Annotated in this window: 16 protein-coding genes; 3 read left to right on the forward strand and 13 right to left on the reverse strand. The window is 74.1% G+C overall.

What is annotated here, in order from left to right; genetic code table 11:
• Nucleotides 1-15: 15 nt before the first annotated feature.
• The 12 genes from ACGFI9_RS26400 to ACGFI9_RS26455 form a co-directional block, all read right to left on the reverse strand.
• The gene (locus tag ACGFI9_RS26400; RefSeq protein WP_393181978.1) at nucleotides 16-1,659 is read right to left on the reverse strand and encodes a protein kinase; all 1,644 of its coding nucleotides are present in this window, start codon (nucleotides 1,657-1,659) and stop codon (nucleotides 16-18) included.
• A 237-nt stretch (nucleotides 1,660-1,896) separates the two neighbouring features.
• On the reverse strand, nucleotides 1,897-2,403 hold the full coding sequence (locus ACGFI9_RS26405) for a hypothetical protein (RefSeq protein ID WP_393181980.1): 507 nt from the start codon (nucleotides 2,401-2,403) through the stop codon (nucleotides 1,897-1,899).
• 17 nt (nucleotides 2,404-2,420) lie between these two features.
• Nucleotides 2,421-3,269 (reverse strand): hypothetical protein, encoded by an 849-nt coding sequence (locus tag ACGFI9_RS26410; protein ID WP_393181982.1) that lies wholly within the window; start codon nucleotides 3,267-3,269, stop codon nucleotides 2,421-2,423.
• A gap of 23 nt (nucleotides 3,270-3,292) precedes the next feature.
• The gene (locus ACGFI9_RS26415; RefSeq protein WP_393181984.1) at nucleotides 3,293-4,528 is read right to left on the reverse strand and encodes an MCE family protein; all 1,236 of its coding nucleotides are present in this window, start codon (nucleotides 4,526-4,528) and stop codon (nucleotides 3,293-3,295) included.
• The gene (locus tag ACGFI9_RS26420; RefSeq protein WP_393181986.1) at nucleotides 4,525-5,925 is read right to left on the reverse strand and encodes an MCE family protein; all 1,401 of its coding nucleotides are present in this window, start codon (nucleotides 5,923-5,925) and stop codon (nucleotides 4,525-4,527) included. Before ACGFI9_RS26420 ends, ACGFI9_RS26415 begins: the two co-directional genes overlap by 4 nt.
• The gene (locus ACGFI9_RS26425; RefSeq protein WP_393181988.1) at nucleotides 5,922-7,166 is read right to left on the reverse strand and encodes an MCE family protein; all 1,245 of its coding nucleotides are present in this window, start codon (nucleotides 7,164-7,166) and stop codon (nucleotides 5,922-5,924) included. Before ACGFI9_RS26425 ends, ACGFI9_RS26420 begins: the two co-directional genes overlap by 4 nt.
• Nucleotides 7,166-8,149: an MCE family protein gene (locus tag ACGFI9_RS26430; protein WP_393181990.1), complete on the reverse strand. Its 984-nt coding sequence runs from the start codon at nucleotides 8,147-8,149 to the stop codon at nucleotides 7,166-7,168. The genes ACGFI9_RS26425 and ACGFI9_RS26430 overlap by 1 nt, the downstream gene beginning before the upstream one ends.
• Complete coding sequence (locus ACGFI9_RS26435; RefSeq protein ID WP_393181992.1) at nucleotides 8,146-9,180, reverse strand: MCE family protein; 1,035 nt, start codon at nucleotides 9,178-9,180, stop codon at nucleotides 8,146-8,148. The genes ACGFI9_RS26430 and ACGFI9_RS26435 overlap by 4 nt, the downstream gene beginning before the upstream one ends.
• Nucleotides 9,177-10,454 (reverse strand): MCE family protein, encoded by a 1,278-nt coding sequence (locus tag ACGFI9_RS26440; RefSeq protein WP_393181993.1) that lies wholly within the window; start codon nucleotides 10,452-10,454, stop codon nucleotides 9,177-9,179. Before ACGFI9_RS26440 ends, ACGFI9_RS26435 begins: the two co-directional genes overlap by 4 nt.
• Nucleotides 10,455-10,456: 2 nt before the next feature.
• Nucleotides 10,457-11,260: an MlaE family ABC transporter permease gene (locus ACGFI9_RS26445; protein WP_393181995.1), complete on the reverse strand. Its 804-nt coding sequence runs from the start codon at nucleotides 11,258-11,260 to the stop codon at nucleotides 10,457-10,459.
• A 1-nt stretch (nucleotide 11,261) separates the two neighbouring features.
• On the reverse strand, nucleotides 11,262-12,032 hold the full coding sequence (locus ACGFI9_RS26450) for an MlaE family ABC transporter permease (RefSeq protein WP_393181997.1): 771 nt from the start codon (nucleotides 12,030-12,032) through the stop codon (nucleotides 11,262-11,264).
• Nucleotides 12,029-13,075, reverse strand: coding sequence for an ABC transporter ATP-binding protein (locus ACGFI9_RS26455; RefSeq protein WP_393181999.1), 1,047 nt, complete (start codon nucleotides 13,073-13,075; stop codon nucleotides 12,029-12,031). The genes ACGFI9_RS26450 and ACGFI9_RS26455 overlap by 4 nt, the downstream gene beginning before the upstream one ends.
• A gap of 142 nt (nucleotides 13,076-13,217) precedes the next feature.
• On the opposite strand from ACGFI9_RS26455, the gene shbA reads away from it, so the two are divergent.
• The 3 genes from shbA to ACGFI9_RS26470 all read left to right on the forward strand — a co-directional run bounded on the left by shbA (nucleotide 13,218) and on the right by ACGFI9_RS26470 (nucleotide 16,453).
• The gene (gene shbA / locus ACGFI9_RS26460; protein ID WP_393182001.1) at nucleotides 13,218-13,796 is read left to right on the forward strand and encodes an RNA polymerase sigma factor ShbA; all 579 of its coding nucleotides are present in this window, start codon (nucleotides 13,218-13,220) and stop codon (nucleotides 13,794-13,796) included.
• Nucleotides 13,797-13,872: 76 nt separating this feature from the next.
• Nucleotides 13,873-14,787, forward strand: a complete 915-nt coding sequence (locus ACGFI9_RS26465; protein ID WP_393182003.1) for a hypothetical protein — start codon at nucleotides 13,873-13,875, stop codon at nucleotides 14,785-14,787.
• Between the two features lie 46 nt (nucleotides 14,788-14,833).
• The gene (locus tag ACGFI9_RS26470; RefSeq protein WP_393182004.1) at nucleotides 14,834-16,453 is read left to right on the forward strand and encodes an ATP-binding protein; all 1,620 of its coding nucleotides are present in this window, start codon (nucleotides 14,834-14,836) and stop codon (nucleotides 16,451-16,453) included.
• 88 nt (nucleotides 16,454-16,541) lie between these two features.
• Here the strand turns inward: ACGFI9_RS26470 and ACGFI9_RS26475 are convergent, their stop codons facing one another.
• A complete protein-coding gene (locus tag ACGFI9_RS26475; protein WP_393182006.1) occupies nucleotides 16,542-17,441 on the reverse strand; it encodes an SPFH domain-containing protein in 900 nt (299 codons plus the stop codon).
• Nucleotides 17,442-17,457: the final 16 nt, after the last annotated feature.

The following is a 17,457-nucleotide window of genomic DNA, read 5'->3' on the forward strand; positions in this document are numbered from 1 at the left end:
GGGCACGTCGTTCTCCTAGCCGATCGGGCAGTCTCGGTAGAGCGTCACGTACGTCGGCGACGCGGAGGTGGCCGCATTGCCGGCGGCGTCGACGGCGGTGACGTAGATCGGGATCCGGGTGACGTCCTTCGGCGTCGGCAGCGGGCCGAGCGTTCCCTCGAAGCCGCCCTGCCCGGTCGAGTTCATCGGGACGGTCGAGGTGACGCCCTCCAGGGTGTACCGGAAGCTGACCTTCAGCGCCGTCGGGCCGCTGCGGTCGTCGGTCACCGTGGCGCTGACCGTGCTCCTCCGGTAGCCGTAGGAGCACACCCCCGGGGACAGCTGGTTCGGGCTGGCGCTGACGCCGCCGACGGTCGGGGCGGTGACGTCGGGCGGGGGCGGCGGAGTGGTGCTGGTCGTCGGGGGTGGTGGCGAGCTGGTGCGTACCGGTGGGCGGGTCGGCGCGGCAGAGCGGGACCGGCTGGGCATGGCGGTCGGGCTGGCCGACGGGGTGGGGGTGGGCGAGGCGCTCGGCGTGGGGGTCGACGTCGGGACATCGGTCGGGGTGGCGCCCGGGGTCCCGGTCGGGTCGGCGGCCGCCGGGCCGGGGCCGCTGGCGAGCGCCGGGTCGTCGTGGGCGGCGTAGCGGTAGCCGGTGCCGCCGGCCACCAGGGCCGCGACGAGGGCGCCGCCGACCAACGCGCTGCGCTTCCGACCACGGCGGAGCAGACCCCGCCGACTGCGCGCCAGATCGGTGCCCGTGCCGAGCGCGGTGCTGGCCAGGCTGGTGGCCCCGCCGGCGCCGTCCGGGAACGGCCACAGCGCGGCGAGCAGCGCCGCCCGGCGGACCAGCTCGCGCAGCCCGCGCTCCTCCCACTCCGGGCCGTACGCGTCGCCGGCCACCCGGTCGAGGAGGTCGAGGAAGACCTGGGCGGGTTGCGGTCGGTCGGCGGGTCGTTTGGCCATGCCGTGCCGGAGCAGCTCGTGCACCGGAACCGGGGCCGGGTCGGTGGGGATCGGCGCGGAGGCGTGCTGCTCGCGCAGGGCGAACAGGTTCTGCCCCTCGTACGGCGGCCGGCCCGTCAGGCACTCGAAGAAGGTGGCGGTGGCCGCGTAGATGTCGCAGGCGGGGCCGGCCGGGGCGCCGGTCCACTGCTCCGGCGCCATGTAGCGGGGCGTGCCGGAGACGGTGGTGTCGGAGCCTTCGCCGATCGGCATGGCGATGCCGAAGTCGGCGAGCTTGCTCAGCCCCTCGCCGGTGACCAGCACGTTCTCCGGCTTGTAGTCGCGGTGCACGACGCCGTGGGCGTGCGCGGCGGCCAGCCCGGCGAGGGATCCCTTGAGGACGCAGAGCGCGGACTCGGGGGTGGTCGGGCCGTGCTCGCGCAGCATCTGCCGCAGCGACACCCCGTTGACCAGCTCCATGACGATCGCCGCGCCCTCGGCGGACTCGACGTACTCGTACAGCCGGGAGACGTGCGGATCGTCGATCTCCCCGAGCAGCCGGGCCTCCTGTCGGAAGGCGGTCCGGAAGGACGGGTCGTCGCCGATGGCGCGGACCAGGTACTTGATGGCGACCGGTGTGCCGGTGGCGTCGTGGGTGGCGAGCATGACGCTGCCCGACGCCCCGGCGCCGAGCCGACGGACGGGCGTGTAGCCGGACAGCTGCCAGCCGCTCATGCGAAACACTCCACGGCGATCCGGGGACGGGTGTCGACCCCCGTGTCGCTGATCATTCTGGTCGCGGTGGACCTGCCGTCCACCGGCGCAACGGACGCATCCGCTGTCCGGTCGGCGACCCCGGACTCGGGGTGCCGTCCGGGTTCGGGGACGGTCGCATCGGGGCGGGGCGCAGCGGTCGGCGCGTGGTCGGTTACGGACACGCCGCCACTGGTAGCAGACCCGGGCAACCCCCGGTCAGATGGCGGTGGCCTTGACCACCTTCCACTCCCCGCGTACGGGGACCATGGTGAGCACCACCCGGTTCTGGTCGACCTTCTCCCCCGCCGTGGTCACGTTGCGCCGGTACTGGTTGAGGTAGAGCAGCAGCTCCACCCGGTCCTGGTCGGCGCTGACCACGCCGGTGGCGGAGACCTCGGCCAGCACCACCGCCTGCTGTTTCGTGGCGGTCGACTTGAGCGCGGCGGTGGTCTGCGCGTACTCCTCGGCGAAGGCGCCGGTGGCGAAGGTGCGGCCGTTGGCGACGCTGTCGTCGAAGGTGCGGTAGTCGTACGAGAAGAGGGCCTTCGCGGCGGCCGGCGCGGTGGCCAGCGCCTGGCGTACGGCCTGGTCGCGCTGGCCGGCGCGGTGGTCGCCGTACCAGGCGGCGAGGGCCACGGCGGCGGCCAGCACGACCGCGACGGCGAGCAGGGGTACGGGGCGCGGCCGGGCGGGGCGGCGGCGCAGCACGGAGGGAACACGCATGGTTTGTCTCCTGTCGGTCAGCCGACGAACTGGAGCTTGGACACCAGCCACTCGCCGGAGTCGTCGTCCCGTACCAAATCGAGCTGGATCCGGTAGTGCGACGGGCGGCCGTCGGGGGCCTTGGCGTTCTTCACGGTGGCGTCGACCGCGACGAGCACCACGGCGTGCCGGCGGTCCCCGGAGACCAGTCCGGCGCGCAGCACGCTGCCCTGCGACTGCACCTTGTTCTCCACCACGGCGGCGCGCACCTGGGCCTGGCCACGGGTGAACTCGTCCTTGAAGTCGCCGGTGGCCCCGGCGGTGACGCGCTGCAGATCCCGGTCGACGCTGGCCGCGCTGACCGAGACGAAGTTGACGGCGGCCTGCCGGGCGGCGGCGACGGCCTCCCGGTGGGCCTGGTCGGTGGCCCGGTCGACGTACCAGCGGTGGCCGTAGACGCCGGCGCCGGCGAGGGCGGCGGCCAGCAGCACGACCAGCAGCGCGACCAGGGCGCGGCCGCGGGCGGGAGCGCCGGGCGCGGCCGGGGCGGAGCGGCTCGTCTTCCCGCCGGCGTCGACGGCGGCGTCCGGCTCGGCGTCCGAATCGGCTTCGGGGCCGGCGTCCGCCTCGGCGTCGGAGTCCACGGTGGCCGGCCCGCGGTGCGGGTCGGGCAGGTCCTCGACCTCGGCGGGGTCGCCGACGACGGTCAGGTCGCCCGCCTCGACGGGGTCCTTCACCGGCTCCCGGTCGAGGCGTCCCAGCACCTGCTCGATCGGCTCGGCCGGTCGGGGCAGCGGACGGCTGACCAGGCGGCGGCGCGCCGGGGCCGGGCCACCGGACAGGGCGCCCTTGATCACTTTCAGTGTGGTGTTCCTGCGGCTGGGCACCGCCACCTCCTCCGGTACGCCGGTCACGGGGTCAGGCCGGCGAGCAACAGCTGTTTCCAGGACTGGTCACCGGCGGTGCGGTACTGGCCGCCGGTGCCGCCGAACTGCAACGGGCGGCCGTCGGAGCCGAGCACCAGGCCGGTCGCGGGGTCGTACCCGGTGCCGGCCGCCGGGTCCGGGCCGGGCGGCGCCGGATCGCTGCCACCGGGCCGGGGCGCGTTGCCGGCCCCGCGGACGCTGGCCCCGGCGGCCCGGTCGTTCGCGCCGCACTTCGTGCCGCCGCCGCGGTAGACGCAGGACGGCGGGTCGTTGACGTTGACCACCAGGCCGAGGTGGGCGGTGCCGTCGCCGGGGGTGACGGTGAACCCGCCGGCCACCGCTATCGGGTAGACCACCAGGAGCTGCTCGATGCCGGGCAGCCGCCGGGCGGCGATCCCGTTGACCGTGACCAGATTGCCGAGCAGCGTGCCGATGTCCGGCTCCAGGCCGCGCAGCAGGGCCCGCAGTTCGGCGCCGGCCGGCGGCCCGGCGGCGAGCAGCCGGCGCAGGTCGGGGTCGGCGGCGCGGAGCGTGGCGGCGAGCTGCGCCAGCCCGGCCGACCAGCGGCGCAGCGCGGCCGCGGACTCCGCCTGGGTGGTGAGCACGGTACGCGCGTCCCGGATCAGGGCGAGCGTCTCGGGCAGCCGGGTGTCGGCCTCGGCGAGCAGGGCGTCGCCGGAGTCGAGGATCCGGGCGAGGGCCTGCTCGTTGCCCTCGAACGCGGTGCCCAACTCGGTGATGAGCACGGTCAGGTCGTCCGGGCCGACCGAGCGGACCAGGGCGTCCAGGTTGGTCAGCAGCGCCTCCGGGGCCAGCGGCAGCCCGGTCCGGTCGGCCGGGATGACCGCGCCGGCGGCGAGGTAGGGGCCGCCGTCCCGGTCGGGACGCAGGTCGAGGTACTGCTCCCCCACCGCCGAGCGCTGGGTGACCACGGCCCGCAGCGCGTCGGGGATCCGTACCCCCCGGTCCATGCGCAGGTCGGCGCGGACGCCGTCGCCGTGCAGGCCGACGGCGGTGACCCGGCCGACGGGCACGCCGCGGTAGGTGACCGGCGCGTTGGCGAAGAGGCCGCCGGCGCGGGCCAGGTCGACGTGGAGCACGTAGCCGGCGCCGAGGAGCCGGTCGCCGAGGCCGACGTAGCGGATCCCGACGTAGCCGACGCCGAGGACGCTCACCAGCACGAAGGCGATGAACTGGAGCTTCGCGGTCCGTCCGATCACGGGATCAGCCCTCCACCCAGGACCTCGGTGAGGCCGCCGATCTGGCCGGTGATGGCGCCGGTGACCGGCAGCACGCAGTCGGCGGTGAGCACGGTGCCGTCCGGCAGTTCGGTGCCGGCGGGGAACGCGGTGCCGGGCGGCACCACACCGGTGGGCAGCAGCAGGCCCCCGATCGGCACCGTCGAGCCGGGCTTGAGTAGCTGGCACCCCTCCGGCAGCCCGCACTCCTTCGGCGGCGTCCAGGGGGTCAGGAGGTCCTTGAGGTCCGGCAGGCACGTCAGCGGCAGCTCGGGCAGCGGGACGCCGGGCGTGCCGCCGGGGACCGCCGGGCCGGTGACCGGCGGCCGGGGCCCGGTCGGCGTCGTCGTGCGGGGCGCCCGCGGGGCCGGGGCGGGCGCGGCGGCCAGCAGGTTGGACAGGATGCTCGCCGCGTCCAGGTCGGCGGTGACGGAGAGGTTGACGAAGTCGCCGACGATCGCCCCGGTGACGTTGGGCGGGAACGGGAACGACAGCATGAAGTCCATCGACTTCGGCAGGTCGTCCCCGGCCCGGGCGAGCTGTTCCAGGATCGGTTGCAGGGCCTTCACGCCGGCCACGGTGTCCTCCCGGCTGCGCTCGACCACCCGGGTGCCGACCGTGCCCAGCTGGCCGAGGGCGGTCAGCGCCCTGGTCAGCTGGGCGCGCTGGCCGGCCAGGACGGTCAGGCCCGGGTCGAGGGCGGCGAGCGCGTCCCCGACGACCTGGCGTTGCCGGGCCAGGCGGCCGGTGAGCCGGTCGAGCGCGTCGATGGCCCGGACGATGTCGTTCTTCTGCCGGTCGAGTCCGCCGATGAACGTGTCGAGCTGGGTCAGGGTGTCCCGCAGGTCCGCCTCGCGGCCGGCCAGGGCACGGCCCAGTTCCTCGTTGATGGTCCGGATCTGGGCCAGGCCACCGCCGTTGAGCAACAGGCCGAGGGCGGCGAGGACCTCCTCGACCTCGGCGCCGCGGCTGGTGCGGGACAGCGGGATGAGGTCGCCGTCGGCGAGGCGCCCGCGGGCCGGTTCGGTGGGCGGCGGCGACACCGTCACGTACTTCTCGCCGAGCAGGCTGCTCTGGCGTACGGCGGCGGTGGCGTTGGCGGGCAGCCGTACCGCGCGGTCGATGCGCAGCCGGACCCGGGCGTGCCAGCCGGACAGGGAGATCTTCTCCACCGTGCCGACGGTGACGTCGTCGACCTTGACGGCGGCGCGGGGCACCAGGTCGAGCACGTCGGCGAACTCGGCGGTGACGGTGTAGCCCGCGCCGGCCGGCTTGCCGCCGGGCAGCGGCAGGTCGGCGATGTCGGGCAGGCCGCAGCCGGTGGGCAGCAGCGCCACGGTCAGCGCGGCGGCCAGCAGGCGAAGCCGACGGGCGCTCATGCCGGGCCTCGCAGGATGCCGCCGAGGGTGGGGTCGCTGGTGATGGAGGAGCCGCCCGGCGCCTCGTCGGCGGTCGGCGCACCGGGGGAGCTTGCGGACCCCGGTGAGGACCCGCCGGCCACCGGGGCGCCGGGCGGCAGCTTGAGCAGCTTGCGCAGCTGATCGGTGAGGGGCAGGCCCTGGGCGTGCAGGGTCTGCGCGAGCGCGGTGCACTTCGCCGGCACCTCGGCGGCGGGAAGCTGGGCCACCATCAGGGAGCAGACGAAGGTCACCGGGTCGTACGGGCCCAGGGCGTTGTCACGGGTGTCGAGGGTGCCCGACCGCGAGTTGTACGCGAGGTTGAGGTTGCCCAGGGCCAGCGGCGCCACGTCGAGGATCTGGATGACCGCCTGCTGCTGGCGGACCAGCACGCGGGTGATGTCGGCCAACGCGGTGACGTTGCCGGTGAGCGCGGTCCGGTTCTGCCGGACGAAGGTGGTGACCTCGGCCAGCGCGGTGGCCAGGTTGCGCAGGGCGGCGGCCAGCTCCTCCTTCTCCCCCGCGAGTTGCTCGGCCACGTCCGCGAGCTGCTGGTTGAAGCGGCGTACCTGCGCGTCGCTCTCGGCGAGGGTGGTGGTGAAGCGTTGCAGGTTGGCCACCGTGCCGAACAGGTCGCCGCGCCCGGTGGAGAGGGTGGTCAACGCGCGGGAGAGGCCGTCGAGGGTGTCGTGCAGGTGCTGGCCGTTGCCGTCGAGGTTGGCCCGGCCGGTGGCGACCAGGCCGGACAGGGCGCCGTCGGCGTTGGCGCCCTCCGGTCCGAGGGCCTTGTTGAACTCGTCGAGCGCCTGGTAGATGTCGTCGATCTCCATCGGCGCGGCGGTCCGCGCGAGCGGGATCTCGGCGCCGTCGGCGAGGCTGGGCCCACCGGTGAACACCGGGGTGAGCTGCACGTACCGGTCGCTGACCACGCTGGGCGGCACGATCAGCGCCTGGGCGTCGGCGGGCACCCGCAGCGCCGGGTCGTAGCGCATCTCGACGCGGACGGTGCGGCCCTGCGGGACGACCTTCTCGACCTCGCCGACGCGGACGCCGAGCACCCGGACGTCCGAGCCGGGGTACACCCCGACGGCCCGGGTGAAGTACGCGACGACCCGCCGCTCGGGTGTCTCGTGGCGCCACGCCACCGCGCCGGCGGCGATGGCGGTGAGCAGCACGGTGGCCACGGCGAGCGGGCGTCGCCAGCGCTGGATGGGACCGGGCATCAGCGTCCTCCCGTCGTGGGCAGGTACGGCTGGAGCAGCCCGTCGACGTACGAGTCGAACCAGCGGCCGTTGCCGACCACGTTGGCGAAGGCGGTGACGAACGGTCCCATCCGCCGGATGGTCTGCTCCAGGTCGTCGCGGTTGCGTTGCAGGATGGCCACCACGTCGCGCAGCTTGCGTAGCGCCGGTTCGAGCTGGGTGCGGTTGTCGGCGACCAGTCCGGACAGCTGGGTGGCGAGCTGGTCGGTGCCGACGAGGAGCTGGTGGATGGCGTCCCGGCGGCGGCTGACCTCGGCGAGCAGCTTCTCCCCGTCGGTGACCAGCTTGCGGAACTCCTCGTCGCGCTGGGCGAGCACCCCGGTGACGGTGCGGGCGCGGGCGAGCAGCGCCCGCAGCTCGGCGTCGCGGCTGGCGACGGTACGGGACAGCCGGGACAGCCCGGTCAGTGAGGTGGTGACGCTGGCCGGGGTGTCGGCGAAGGTGTCCGACAGGACGGTGAAGGCCTGCGCGAGCTGGTCGGTGTCGACCTTGTCGAGGGTGTCGGCGAGCCCGGTGACGGCCTGCACGACGTCGAAGGGGGCGGCGGTGCGCGCCAGCGGGATCTGGGCGTCCTCGGGCAGCTTCCCCGGCCCGGCCGGGGACAGCGCGAGGTACTTCTGGCCGAGCACCGTCTTGATCCGGATGGTGGCGCCGGTGTCCCGGCCGAGGCGTACGCCGTCGTCGTCGACCCGGAACCGGACCCGCACGTACGGTGGGGCCTCGCGGGCGAGTTCCACGGCGGTGACCACGCCGACCCGGACCCCTGCCACCCGTACCTCGTTGCCGGTGGCCAGCCCGCTGGCGTCGTGGAAGGCGGCCTGGTAGGTGCGGCCGGTGAGCGCGGCGATCCGGTCGAGCTGGAAGGCGCCGAGCAGGGCGGCGACGATCACGGCCAGGCCGACCACGCCGACGACGACGGGGTTGCGTTCGCGGAAGGGTTTCACTGGCTGCCTCCGGTGGCGCAGCGGGCGGCGGTGGCGCTGACGCCGGGGGTGGTCAGGGGCGGCTGACCGGCGACGGCCACCCGACCGTCGAAGTCGCAGAGGTAGAAGTTGAACCAGGAGCCGTAGGACGCGACGCGGGTCAGCGCCTCGTAGCGCTGCGGCAGCCGGCCGAGGGTGGAGTCGATGACGGCCGCGTTGCGGTCCAGGGTGCCGGCCAGGTCGCCGAGGGCCCGGACGTCGGCGGCCAGCGGCGGGCGGGTCTGGCGCAGCAGCCCGGCGGTGGTGTCGGTCAGCTCGCCGAGGTTCACCAGGGCGTCGCCGATCGCGGTGCGGTCGGCGGACAGCCCGGAGACGAACTGCTGGAGCTGGGTGACGCTCTGGTCCAGCTCGCGGTCGTGACCGGCCAGGGTGCCCAGGACCTGGTTGAGGTTGGTGACGACCCGGCCGATCACGGCGTCCCGGTCGGCGAGGGTGTTGGTCAGCGAGGCGGTGCGGCGCAGCAGGCTGGCGACGGTGCCGCCCTCCCCCTGCAGGACCTGGATGATCTCGTACGCGAGCTTGTTGACGTCGTCGGGGTTGAGCGCGGTGAACAGCGGCCGGAAGCCGTTGAACAGCACGGTCAGGTCCAGCGCCGGCTTGGTCTGGGTGAGCGGGATGAGCCCGTCGGCGGGCAGTGGGCGGCGGTCGCCCGGCCCCTCGGTGAGCGCCAGGTAGCGCTGCCCGACCAGGTTGCGGTAGCGGACGGCGGCGCGGACGCCGGTGGCCACCGGCACGTCCCGGTCGACGGTGAACGCGACCTCGGCGACGGTGTCGTCGACCACGGCGATGTCCGTGACCTTGCCGACCCGGACGCCGGCGATGCGCACGTCGTCGCCGGCCAGCAGGCCGGTGACGTCGGTGAACCGGGCCCGGTAGGTGACCCCGTCGGGCGGGAACGCGCCGAGGGTCTGGGCGAGCAGCCCGGTCGCCAGCAGCGTGACGGCGGCGAACACCAGCAGCTTGACCAGTGCGGAGGTCGTCTTCCCGGTCATCGGGCGTTCACCACCGCTCCGCGCAGCAGCGGCCCCCACAGCAGCACCGCGATGTCCGGAACCTCCACCGGGGGTGTCCCGGTCAGCCCGGCGACCAGGGGCTTGACCAGGGCCTGCTCCTCGGTGGTGCCGGCCTGCCCCATCGGGGCGGGCGCCGCCGGGCCGGCCGGCAGGCCGACGGGCAGGAGCGGACGGGTGCGGGTGCCGCCGTAGTCGTAGCCGTCGGCGACGGGCACCTCCGGGGCGGGCACCGGCGGGTTCGACAGGTGCCGGCAGTTGGGGCCGTCGTGGGCGCCGTAGGTCGGCTCGTCGCGGCCCCGCTCGTACCGGCCGCCGTCGCGGGTGACCTCGAGGGTGATGTGCATCCGGCCGCCGGCGAACACCTCCTCCACCCGCGGTTGCAGGGCGACCAGCCCGCGGACCAGGCACGGGTACTCGGGGGCGTAGGTGGCGAGCAGTTCCAGCACCGGGCGGCTGACCTGGCCGAGGCGGATCAGCTGGTCGCCGTGCCGGTCGAGGAACACCCGGGTGGTGTCGGCGGTGTCGGTGGTGTCGGCGAGGAACGCGGCGAGCTGGGCGCGCTGGTCGCTGACCGTGCCGGCGGTCACGGTGACGTCGCGCAGCAGCGCGAGCAGGTCGGGCAGCGCGGCGTCGTAGCTGTCCAGCACGGCGGCGAGCTGGCGGACGTCCTCGGCGATGGTGGGCAGCTGCGGGTTGAGCTGCCGCAGGTACGCGTCGAGCCGGGCGAGGTTCGCCCCGAGCTGCTCGCCGCGCCCCTCCAGCGCGGTGGAGATCGCGCCGAGGGTGGCCGCGAGCTGGTCGGGGCGGATGGCCTGCAGCAGCGGCAGCGCCTGGTCGAGCACCCGTTCCAGCTCCACGGCGGTGCGGCTGCGGTCCTGGTCGATCACCGCCCCGTCGCGGATCGGCCCGGCGGTACTGCTCGCCGGTGGGACGAGTTCGACGTACCGCTCGCCGAAGAGGGTCTTGGGCAGCAGCCGGGCGGTCACGTCGGCGGGGATCCGGTCGGTGGTGGCCGGGTCGAGGGCCAGCCCGATGACCGCGCCGCCGCCGTCGCTGCGCACCGAGCGCACGTCGCCGACCACCACGCCGCGTACCTTCACGTCGGCGCCCTCGAGGAGTTGCAGGCCGGCGCGGTCGGCGCGCAGGGTGATCCGGTCGACCGGGGTGAACGCCTTGCGGTACTGCAGCACGGAGGCGGTCAGCGCCGCGGTGAGCAGGGCGATGAAGACGATGCCGAGGACACGGTGTCGCATGGTCACCCCGCGATCCGGACGGTGGTGGTGGCGCCCCAGATGGCCAGGGACAGGAAGAAGTCGACGACGTTCACCGCGACGATGGCGGTCCGGACGGCCCGGCCGACGGCGACGCCGACGCCGGCGGGGCCACCCTGGGCGGTGTAGCCGTACCAGCAGTGCACCAGCACGACGATCACGCTGAACACCAGCACCTTGGCGAAGGACCAGAGCACGTCCTCGGGCGGCAGGAACAGGTGGAAGTAGTAGTCGTAGGTGCCGGCGGACTGTCCGAAGTAGCCGACCGCGATGGTCCGGGTGGCCAGGTAGCTGGCCAGCAGGCCGATCACGTACAGCGGGACGACCGCGATGAAGCCGGCGATCATCCGGGTGGTGACCAGGAACGGCAGCGAGGGCACGCCCATCACCTCCAGGGCGTCGACCTCCTCGGAGATCCGCATCGCGCCGAGCTGGGCGGTGAACCCGCAGCCGACGGTGGCGGACAGGGCCAGCGCGGCCACCAGCGGGGAGATCTCCCGGGTGTTGAAGTACGCCGAGACGAAGCCGGTGAACGCGCTGCTGCCGATCTGGTCGAGCGCCTGGTAGCCCTGGAGGCCGACCTCGGTGCCGGTGAAGAAGGTGAGGAAGCAGATGACGCCGACGGTGCCGCCGAGCACGGCGAGCGCGCCGGAGCCGAAGCTGATCTCGGCCAGCAGGCGGATCACCTCGCGCTTGTAGCGGCGCAGGGTCCGCGGCGCCCAGCCGAGGGCGCGCAGGTGGAAGGCGAGCTGGCCGCCGAGGTCGTCGAGGTGCCGCAGCGGGGTCATCTCAGCTTCCCTTCTGCGGGACGACCTGGAAGTACACGGCCGTGACGAGGAAGTTCAGCGCGAACAGCAGCATGAAGGTGATGACCACGCTCTGGTTGACCGCGTCGCCGACGCCCTTCGGTCCGCCCTTGGCGTGCATGCCCTTGTAGCAGGCGACCAGCGCGGCGGCGGCCCCGAACAGCAGCGCCTTCACCTCGCCCACGAGCAGGTCGGGCAGTTGCCCGAGGGCCTGGAAGCTGGCCACGTACGCCCCGGGCGTGCCGCCCTGGAGCACCACGTTGAACGCGTAGCCGCCGCTCACCCCGACGACGCTGACCAGCCCGTTGAGCAGGACCGCGACCAGCATCGAGGCGAGCACCCGGGGCACCACCAGGCGGTGGACCGGGTCGATGCCGAGCACCTGCATGGCGTCCAGTTCCTCGCGGATCTTGCGGGACCCGAGGTCGGCGCAGATCGCCGAGCCGCCGGCGCCGGCGATGATCAGCGCGGTGACGATCGGGCCGGCCTCGCGGACCACGGCGAGCACCGAGGCGGCGCCGGTGAACGACTGCGCGCCGAGCTGGCGGACCAGCGACCCGAGCTGGAGCGCGATGACCGCGCCGAAGGGGATCGACACCAGCGCGGCGGGCAGGATCGACACCGAGCTGATGAACCACGCCTGCTGCACGAACTCGCGGACCTGCACCGGCCGGCGGCCCAGCCCGCGCAGCGTGTCCGCGCAGAACGCGAAGAACTCGCCGGAGCCGCGTACCGCGGAGACGGGGGCGCTCATCCGGCCACCTCCCGCTGGCGGCCGTCGGCGGCGAGGTGCGCACCCAGGTCGATGGTGGGCCGTTCGCCGTCCGAGCGGCCCGCGAAGGAGCCCGGCGGCGGGGTGACGCCGTGCTCGCGGCACCACTGTCCCGGTGGACGTTCCGCGCGGCGGGGCAGCCCGTCGGACGGGGGCAGTTGCAGCGGGATGGGCGGCAGGGGCGGCAACTCCACCCCGGACTCCGCCTCGGCCGCCAACTCGTCGGCGTCCTTCTCCTCGGCCATGCCGATCGGGCCGATCCGCTGGGCGTTGAGGAACTGCCGGACCACCGGTTCGGTGCTGGACAGCAGCATCTCGCGGGGCCCGAACATGGCCAGGTGCCCGTGGTAGATGAGGCCGATGTTGTCCGGCACGGTCCGGGCGGTGTTGATGTCGTGGGTGACGATCAGGAACGTCGCCTCGGTGCGCTGGTTGAGGTCGATGATGAGCTGGTTGAGGTAGGCGGTGCGGACCGGGTCCAACCCGGAGTCCGGCTCGTCGAAGAGGATGATCTGCGGGTCGAGGACGAGCGCGCGGGCCAGGCCGGCCCGCTTCCGCATGCCGCCGGAGATCTCGCCGGGCAGCTTCTTCTCGGCCCCGACCAGGCCGACCATCTCCAGCTTCTCGGTGACCACCGCGCGGATCTGCGACTCGGACCGGCGGGTGTGCTCGCGCAGCGGGAAGGCCACATTGTCGTAGATGTTCATCGAGCCGAACAGGGCGCCGTCCTGGAACAGCACGCCGAACAGCTTGCGCACCTCGTACAGGGCCCGCTCCGACAGGCGGGGCAGGTTCTGCCCTTCGATCCAGATGTCCCCCCGGTCGGGCCGCAGCAGGCCGACCAGTGTCTTCAGGAACACGGACTTGCCCGTGCCCGACGGTCCCAGCAGTACGGAGATCTCGCCCGCCGGCAGGGTCAGGGAGATGTCGGACCATACCGGCTGACCACCGAAGGACTTGGTCAGCCCCTGCACGGCCACCTCGACGCCCATCAACCCTCCCATCGCCTCGTTCGACAGAGACATCGCGGGAGAGCTCCCGTTCGCAACACGTTCCTGTCGACTTCGTTGCGGCGCCGGCCCACTACCGAACGCAATAGGTGCGGAAACCCCTCGGCTTCAGTACGGTGCGCTTAACCCGTCGGTAACGAAGGTGTCTCGCAACCTCATGATCCGAGCAGTCGATCCGGAGCTGGTCCGGCAAGCCGTCCACGGTGACCGTGCGGCGACAGCGGCGCTGCTCACCGACGTGCGTCCAGGGCTGGTGCGATACTGCCGAGCCCGGCTGGGGCGGGTCAGCGGGGCGTACACCACCGCAGACGACGTGGCCCAGGAGGTGTGCCTCGCGGTCCTGCGATCGCTGCACCGCTACCAGGAGCAGGGCATCCCCTTCGCCGCGTTCGTGTACGGCATCGCGGCGCACAAGGTCGCGGACGCGCACCGCGCCGCCGTCCGGGACGCCGCGGTCACCCCCACCGACGTCCCGTTGGAGCAGCCCGACGCGGCGCCCGGGCCCGAGCAGCAGGCCGTCTCGACGGACCTGGCCCGGCGGCTGTCCGCCCTGCTGGACCGGCTGCCCGACGTCCAGCGCGAGATCATCCTGCTGCGGGTGGCGGTGGGCCTCTCCGCCGATGAGGTGGGCACCATCGTCGGGATGACGGCGGCCGCCGTGCGGATGGCCCAGTCCCGGGCGCTGACCCGGCTCCGTACCCTTGCCGAGGGTTCCCTTGACGAGGTGGCGGCATGAGCGAGCGCAGCGAGCGAATCGGCCAGCTCAGTGCGTCGGTGCCTCATGGCGTCGCCGACCGTAGGGAGGCGACGACATGAGCGAGCGCACGCCGGGCGGCGGTGAGGAGGCGATGGACCTGGACGTCCTTGCCCGCGACGACCTGCTGCTCGACGCCCTCGGCCGGGGCGAGCCCGCGCCGGCCGGCGATTCGGTGGCCGCGCTGCTCGCCGCCTGGCACGCCGACCTCACCGACGACCTTCCCGCCCCGGCCCCGGTGCGGCCGGCGGCGCCGGACGCCGCGCCCACCGCGATCGTCCCGCTGCCCGCGTCGAGCGCCGGGCGCGCGCCGGCCACCGGCTCGCTGCCGGAGCCGGCGGCGAAGGACGAGGTGACGGCGCCGACTCCGCTGTCCGCCGCGCGGTCAGCCCGCCGGCACCGGCCCTGGACGGTACGCCTCGCGGCGGCCGCCGTCGCGCTGCTGGCCCTGGCTGCCGGGCTCGGCGTGAGCAGCCGCACCGCCGGGCCGGGCAGCCCGCTCTGGTCGCTGACCAAGGTGCTGTATCCGCAGCAGGCTGAGGTCCGCGACGTCGAGGAGCTGATCACCCGGGCCCGCGCCGCGCTGGCCGACGGCCGCCTGGACGATGCGGGACAGCTCGTCGAGCAGGCCCGCCGGGAACTCGCCGACGTCACCGACCGGGCCACCGTCGCCCGGCTACGGGCCGACCTGGACGCGCTGACCCGGGACCTCGCCGCGGCCCGGGCGCCGCTGCCGTCGACCGCACCGAGCCCGTCCGCGCCCGCCACCCCGACCACCCCCGCCGCCCGTCCCTCGTCGGGCGGGGCGTCCGCCCCCCGGCCGCGGCCCTCCGGGTCGACCACCTCCACCGGCCCGAGCAGCTCACCGGGCAGCGGCGGGCCGCTGCTGCCGCTGCCGGATCTGCCGCTGCCGTCCCTGTCGCCGCTGCTGCCGGGGCTGCCGCTGCCCACCGGCGGCGGCCTGCTCGACTGACACGACGTTCCGCGCCACATTCCCGGCACTCGGTTACTGTGCTGCCGTGAGCAGCAGCGCACCCGCGGCGGGCGGGACCGCCACCGAGGGCCGACGGTCGCGGATGACGACCACCCGGCGGCTGAGCGTGATGATGATGGCCATGACCGTGCTGGTGCTCACCGGCGGTGCGGTCGGGGCGGCGGCGCTGTCGCACACCGCGGCGGTCTCCAACCGCCTGGCGGACCGGATCTCCCCCGCCCGGACGGCGGTCAGCCGGCTGGAGAGCGGTCTGCTGGAGCAGGTGGCGGCGGTGCGGGGGTACGTCATCACGGGCGATCCCGCGCTGCTGCGGCCGTACGAGGAGGGGGTGGCCGCCGAGGGCGCGACCGCGCGGCGGGCCCGCGACCTGCTCGCGGACGAGCCGGAGGCCCGCCGTGAGCTGGACGGGGCGCTCGCGCTCGCCGACCGCTGGCGGGCCGACTACCCGACCCGGTTGATCGCGGCCCGCCGGGCCGGGTCGACGCCGACGGAGCTGGCCCCGATCGTGGAGCGCGCGCGGCTCGCGTCCGACGCCGCCCGGGACGCCCTGACCGCCCTGGAGGCGCGGCTGGACCGGGTGCAGGCGGCCGGGCGGGCCGACCTGGACCACGCCCGCGCGCTGCGCGACGTGCTGTTCGTGGCGATCCTGGCGACCCTGCTGCTGTCCAGCATCGTCATCTCGGCGCTGGTCCGGGTGACGGTGCTGCGCCCGCTGGGCCGGCTGGGCGACTCGGTACGGCAGGTCGCCCGCGGCGACTTCGACCACCGGCTCTCCCCGGAGGGTCCGGCCGACATCGCCCGGCTCACCGTGGACGTGGAGACGATGCGGCAGCGGGTCGTCGACGCGCTGAAGACCAGCCGGCGGCACCGGGACGCGCTGGAACAGCAGGCCGCCGAGCTGCGCCGCTCCAACGAGGACCTGGAGCAGTTCGCGTACGTCGCCTCGCACGACCTGCAGGAGCCGTTGCGCAAGGTGGCGTCGTTCTGCCAGATGCTCCAGCGCCGTTACGCGGAGCAGCTCGACGAGCGGGCCCGCCAGTACATCGGCTACGCGGTCGACGGGGCGACCCGGATGCAGAACCTGATCAACGACCTGCTGGCCTTCTCCCGGATCGGCCGGGTGTACGGCGACGACCGGGAGGTGGACCTGGCCGAGATGCTGGCCCAGGCCGAGTCGAACCTGTCCGGGCCGATCGCCGAGGCCGGAGCGGAGATCGTCAGCGACCCGCTGCCGGTGGTGCACGGCGATCCCACGCTGCTCACCATGTTGTGGCAGAACCTGATCGGCAACGCGGTGAAGTTCCGCAGCGGCGACCGGGCGCCCCGGATCCGGGTGGAGGTCACCGAGGAGGCGGCCGGCTGGTCGTTCGCCGTGGCGGACAACGGCATCGGCATCGAGCCGCAGTACGCCGACAAGATCTTCCTGATCTTCCAGCGGCTGCACCCTCGGGGCAGCTACGACGGGACCGGGATCGGGTTGGCCATCTGCAAGAAGATCGTCGAGTACCACGGCGGGACGCTGCGGCTGGACGACGAGCACACCGGGGGCGCCCGGTTCGTCTTCACCCTGCCGAAGCCGGCGGCGGTGGCCGTGCCGGAGCAGCGCGGCGTGGCTACGCCGGTGGCCGCTCCGGGCGGCGCCTGATCCACCGCCGCCCGGCCCCCGCGGCGGCACCCGCTCGACTGGGGGGCCGTTCCCGTCGGCGGCCCGGCCGGTACGTACCGCCGTCCCGTCACCGCTGTTGTCGGCGCCCGTCCCCCTCGGCGGCCGCCGCCACGCTCTCGGTGACCGGGCCGAGCACCGGTCCCACCGGCGTGGCCTGCTCCGTCGGCCCCGGCCCGCCGGGAGCCGTCGCCTGGGCACGGCCCCGCCCGGCGAACTCCTGGAAGAACTTCAGCAGTTCCACCGGGAACGGCATGACCAGGGTGCTGTTCTTCTCCGCGGCCACGTCCACCACGGTCTGGAGCAGCCGCAGCTGGTACGCCCCCGGCGTGTTCGCCATCGCGCGGGAGGCGTCGGCGAGCCGGCGGGACGCCTGGAACTCGCCGTCGGCGGCGATCACCCGGGCCCGGCGTTCCCGCTCGGCCTCGGCCTGGCGGGACATCGACCGCTTCATGCCCTCGGGCAGCGAGACGTCCTTCACCTCGACCCGCTCGATGAGCAGGCCCCACGGCTTCTCCGTCGGCGCGTCGATGACCGCCTTCAGTTCGGCGTTGATCCGGTCCCGGTCCCTCAGGAGGGTGTCGAGGTCGGCCTTGCCGATCACCGAGCGCAGCGCGGTCTGCGCGACCTGGAGCACGGCCGACGGGTAGTCGCGGACGTTGACCAGCGCCTTCACCGGGTCGACCACCCGGTAGTAGACGACCGCGTCGACGGTGAGGGTGACGTTGTCGCGGGTGATCACCCCCTGTGCGGGAACCCCGATCACGGTGGTCTGCATGCTCACCCGGACCATCCGGTCGGCGACCGGGATGATCAGGTGGAAGCCGGGCTGCCGGATGCGCTCCAGCACCCGGCCGAACCGGAACACCACACCCCGCTGGTACTGCTGCACCAGCCGGATGCTCAACGACAGCACGAGCACCACGAGCACGACGACGATGACCAGCGCGATGGCGACGGCGGCTCCCATGGTCCCCCTCGATCCC

The organism is Micromonospora sp. NPDC048930 (assembly GCF_043197935.1).
GTDB lineage: Bacteria > Actinomycetota > Actinomycetes > Mycobacteriales > Micromonosporaceae > Micromonospora.

Excerpts from the sequence above, each read along its gene's own strand:
- ACGFI9_RS26420 (WP_393181986.1), bottom strand. The coding sequence starts at position 5,925 with ATGAGCGCCCGTCGGCTTCGCCTGCTGGCCGCCGCGCTGACCGTGGCG.
- ACGFI9_RS26400 (WP_393181978.1), bottom strand. The coding sequence starts at position 1,659 with ATGAGCGGCTGGCAGCTGTCCGGCTACACGCCCGTCCGTCGGCTCGGC.
- ACGFI9_RS26465 (WP_393182003.1), top strand. The coding sequence starts at position 13,873 with ATGAGCGAGCGCACGCCGGGCGGCGGTGAGGAGGCGATGGACCTGGAC.
- ACGFI9_RS26425 (WP_393181988.1), bottom strand. The coding sequence starts at position 7,166 with ATGCCCGGTCCCATCCAGCGCTGGCGACGCCCGCTCGCCGTGGCCACC.
- shbA (WP_393182001.1), top strand. The coding sequence starts at position 13,218 with ATGATCCGAGCAGTCGATCCGGAGCTGGTCCGGCAAGCCGTCCACGGT.
- ACGFI9_RS26405 (WP_393181980.1), bottom strand. The coding sequence starts at position 2,403 with ATGCGTGTTCCCTCCGTGCTGCGCCGCCGCCCCGCCCGGCCGCGCCCC.
- ACGFI9_RS26435 (WP_393181992.1), bottom strand. The coding sequence starts at position 9,180 with ATGACCGGGAAGACGACCTCCGCACTGGTCAAGCTGCTGGTGTTCGCC.
- ACGFI9_RS26475 (WP_393182006.1), bottom strand. The coding sequence starts at position 17,441 with ATGGGAGCCGCCGTCGCCATCGCGCTGGTCATCGTCGTCGTGCTCGTG.
- ACGFI9_RS26445 (WP_393181995.1), bottom strand. The coding sequence starts at position 11,260 with ATGACCCCGCTGCGGCACCTCGACGACCTCGGCGGCCAGCTCGCCTTC.
- ACGFI9_RS26450 (WP_393181997.1), bottom strand. The coding sequence starts at position 12,032 with ATGAGCGCCCCCGTCTCCGCGGTACGCGGCTCCGGCGAGTTCTTCGCG.
- ACGFI9_RS26440 (WP_393181993.1), bottom strand. The coding sequence starts at position 10,454 with ATGCGACACCGTGTCCTCGGCATCGTCTTCATCGCCCTGCTCACCGCG.
- ACGFI9_RS26455 (WP_393181999.1), bottom strand. The coding sequence starts at position 13,075 with ATGTCTCTGTCGAACGAGGCGATGGGAGGGTTGATGGGCGTCGAGGTG.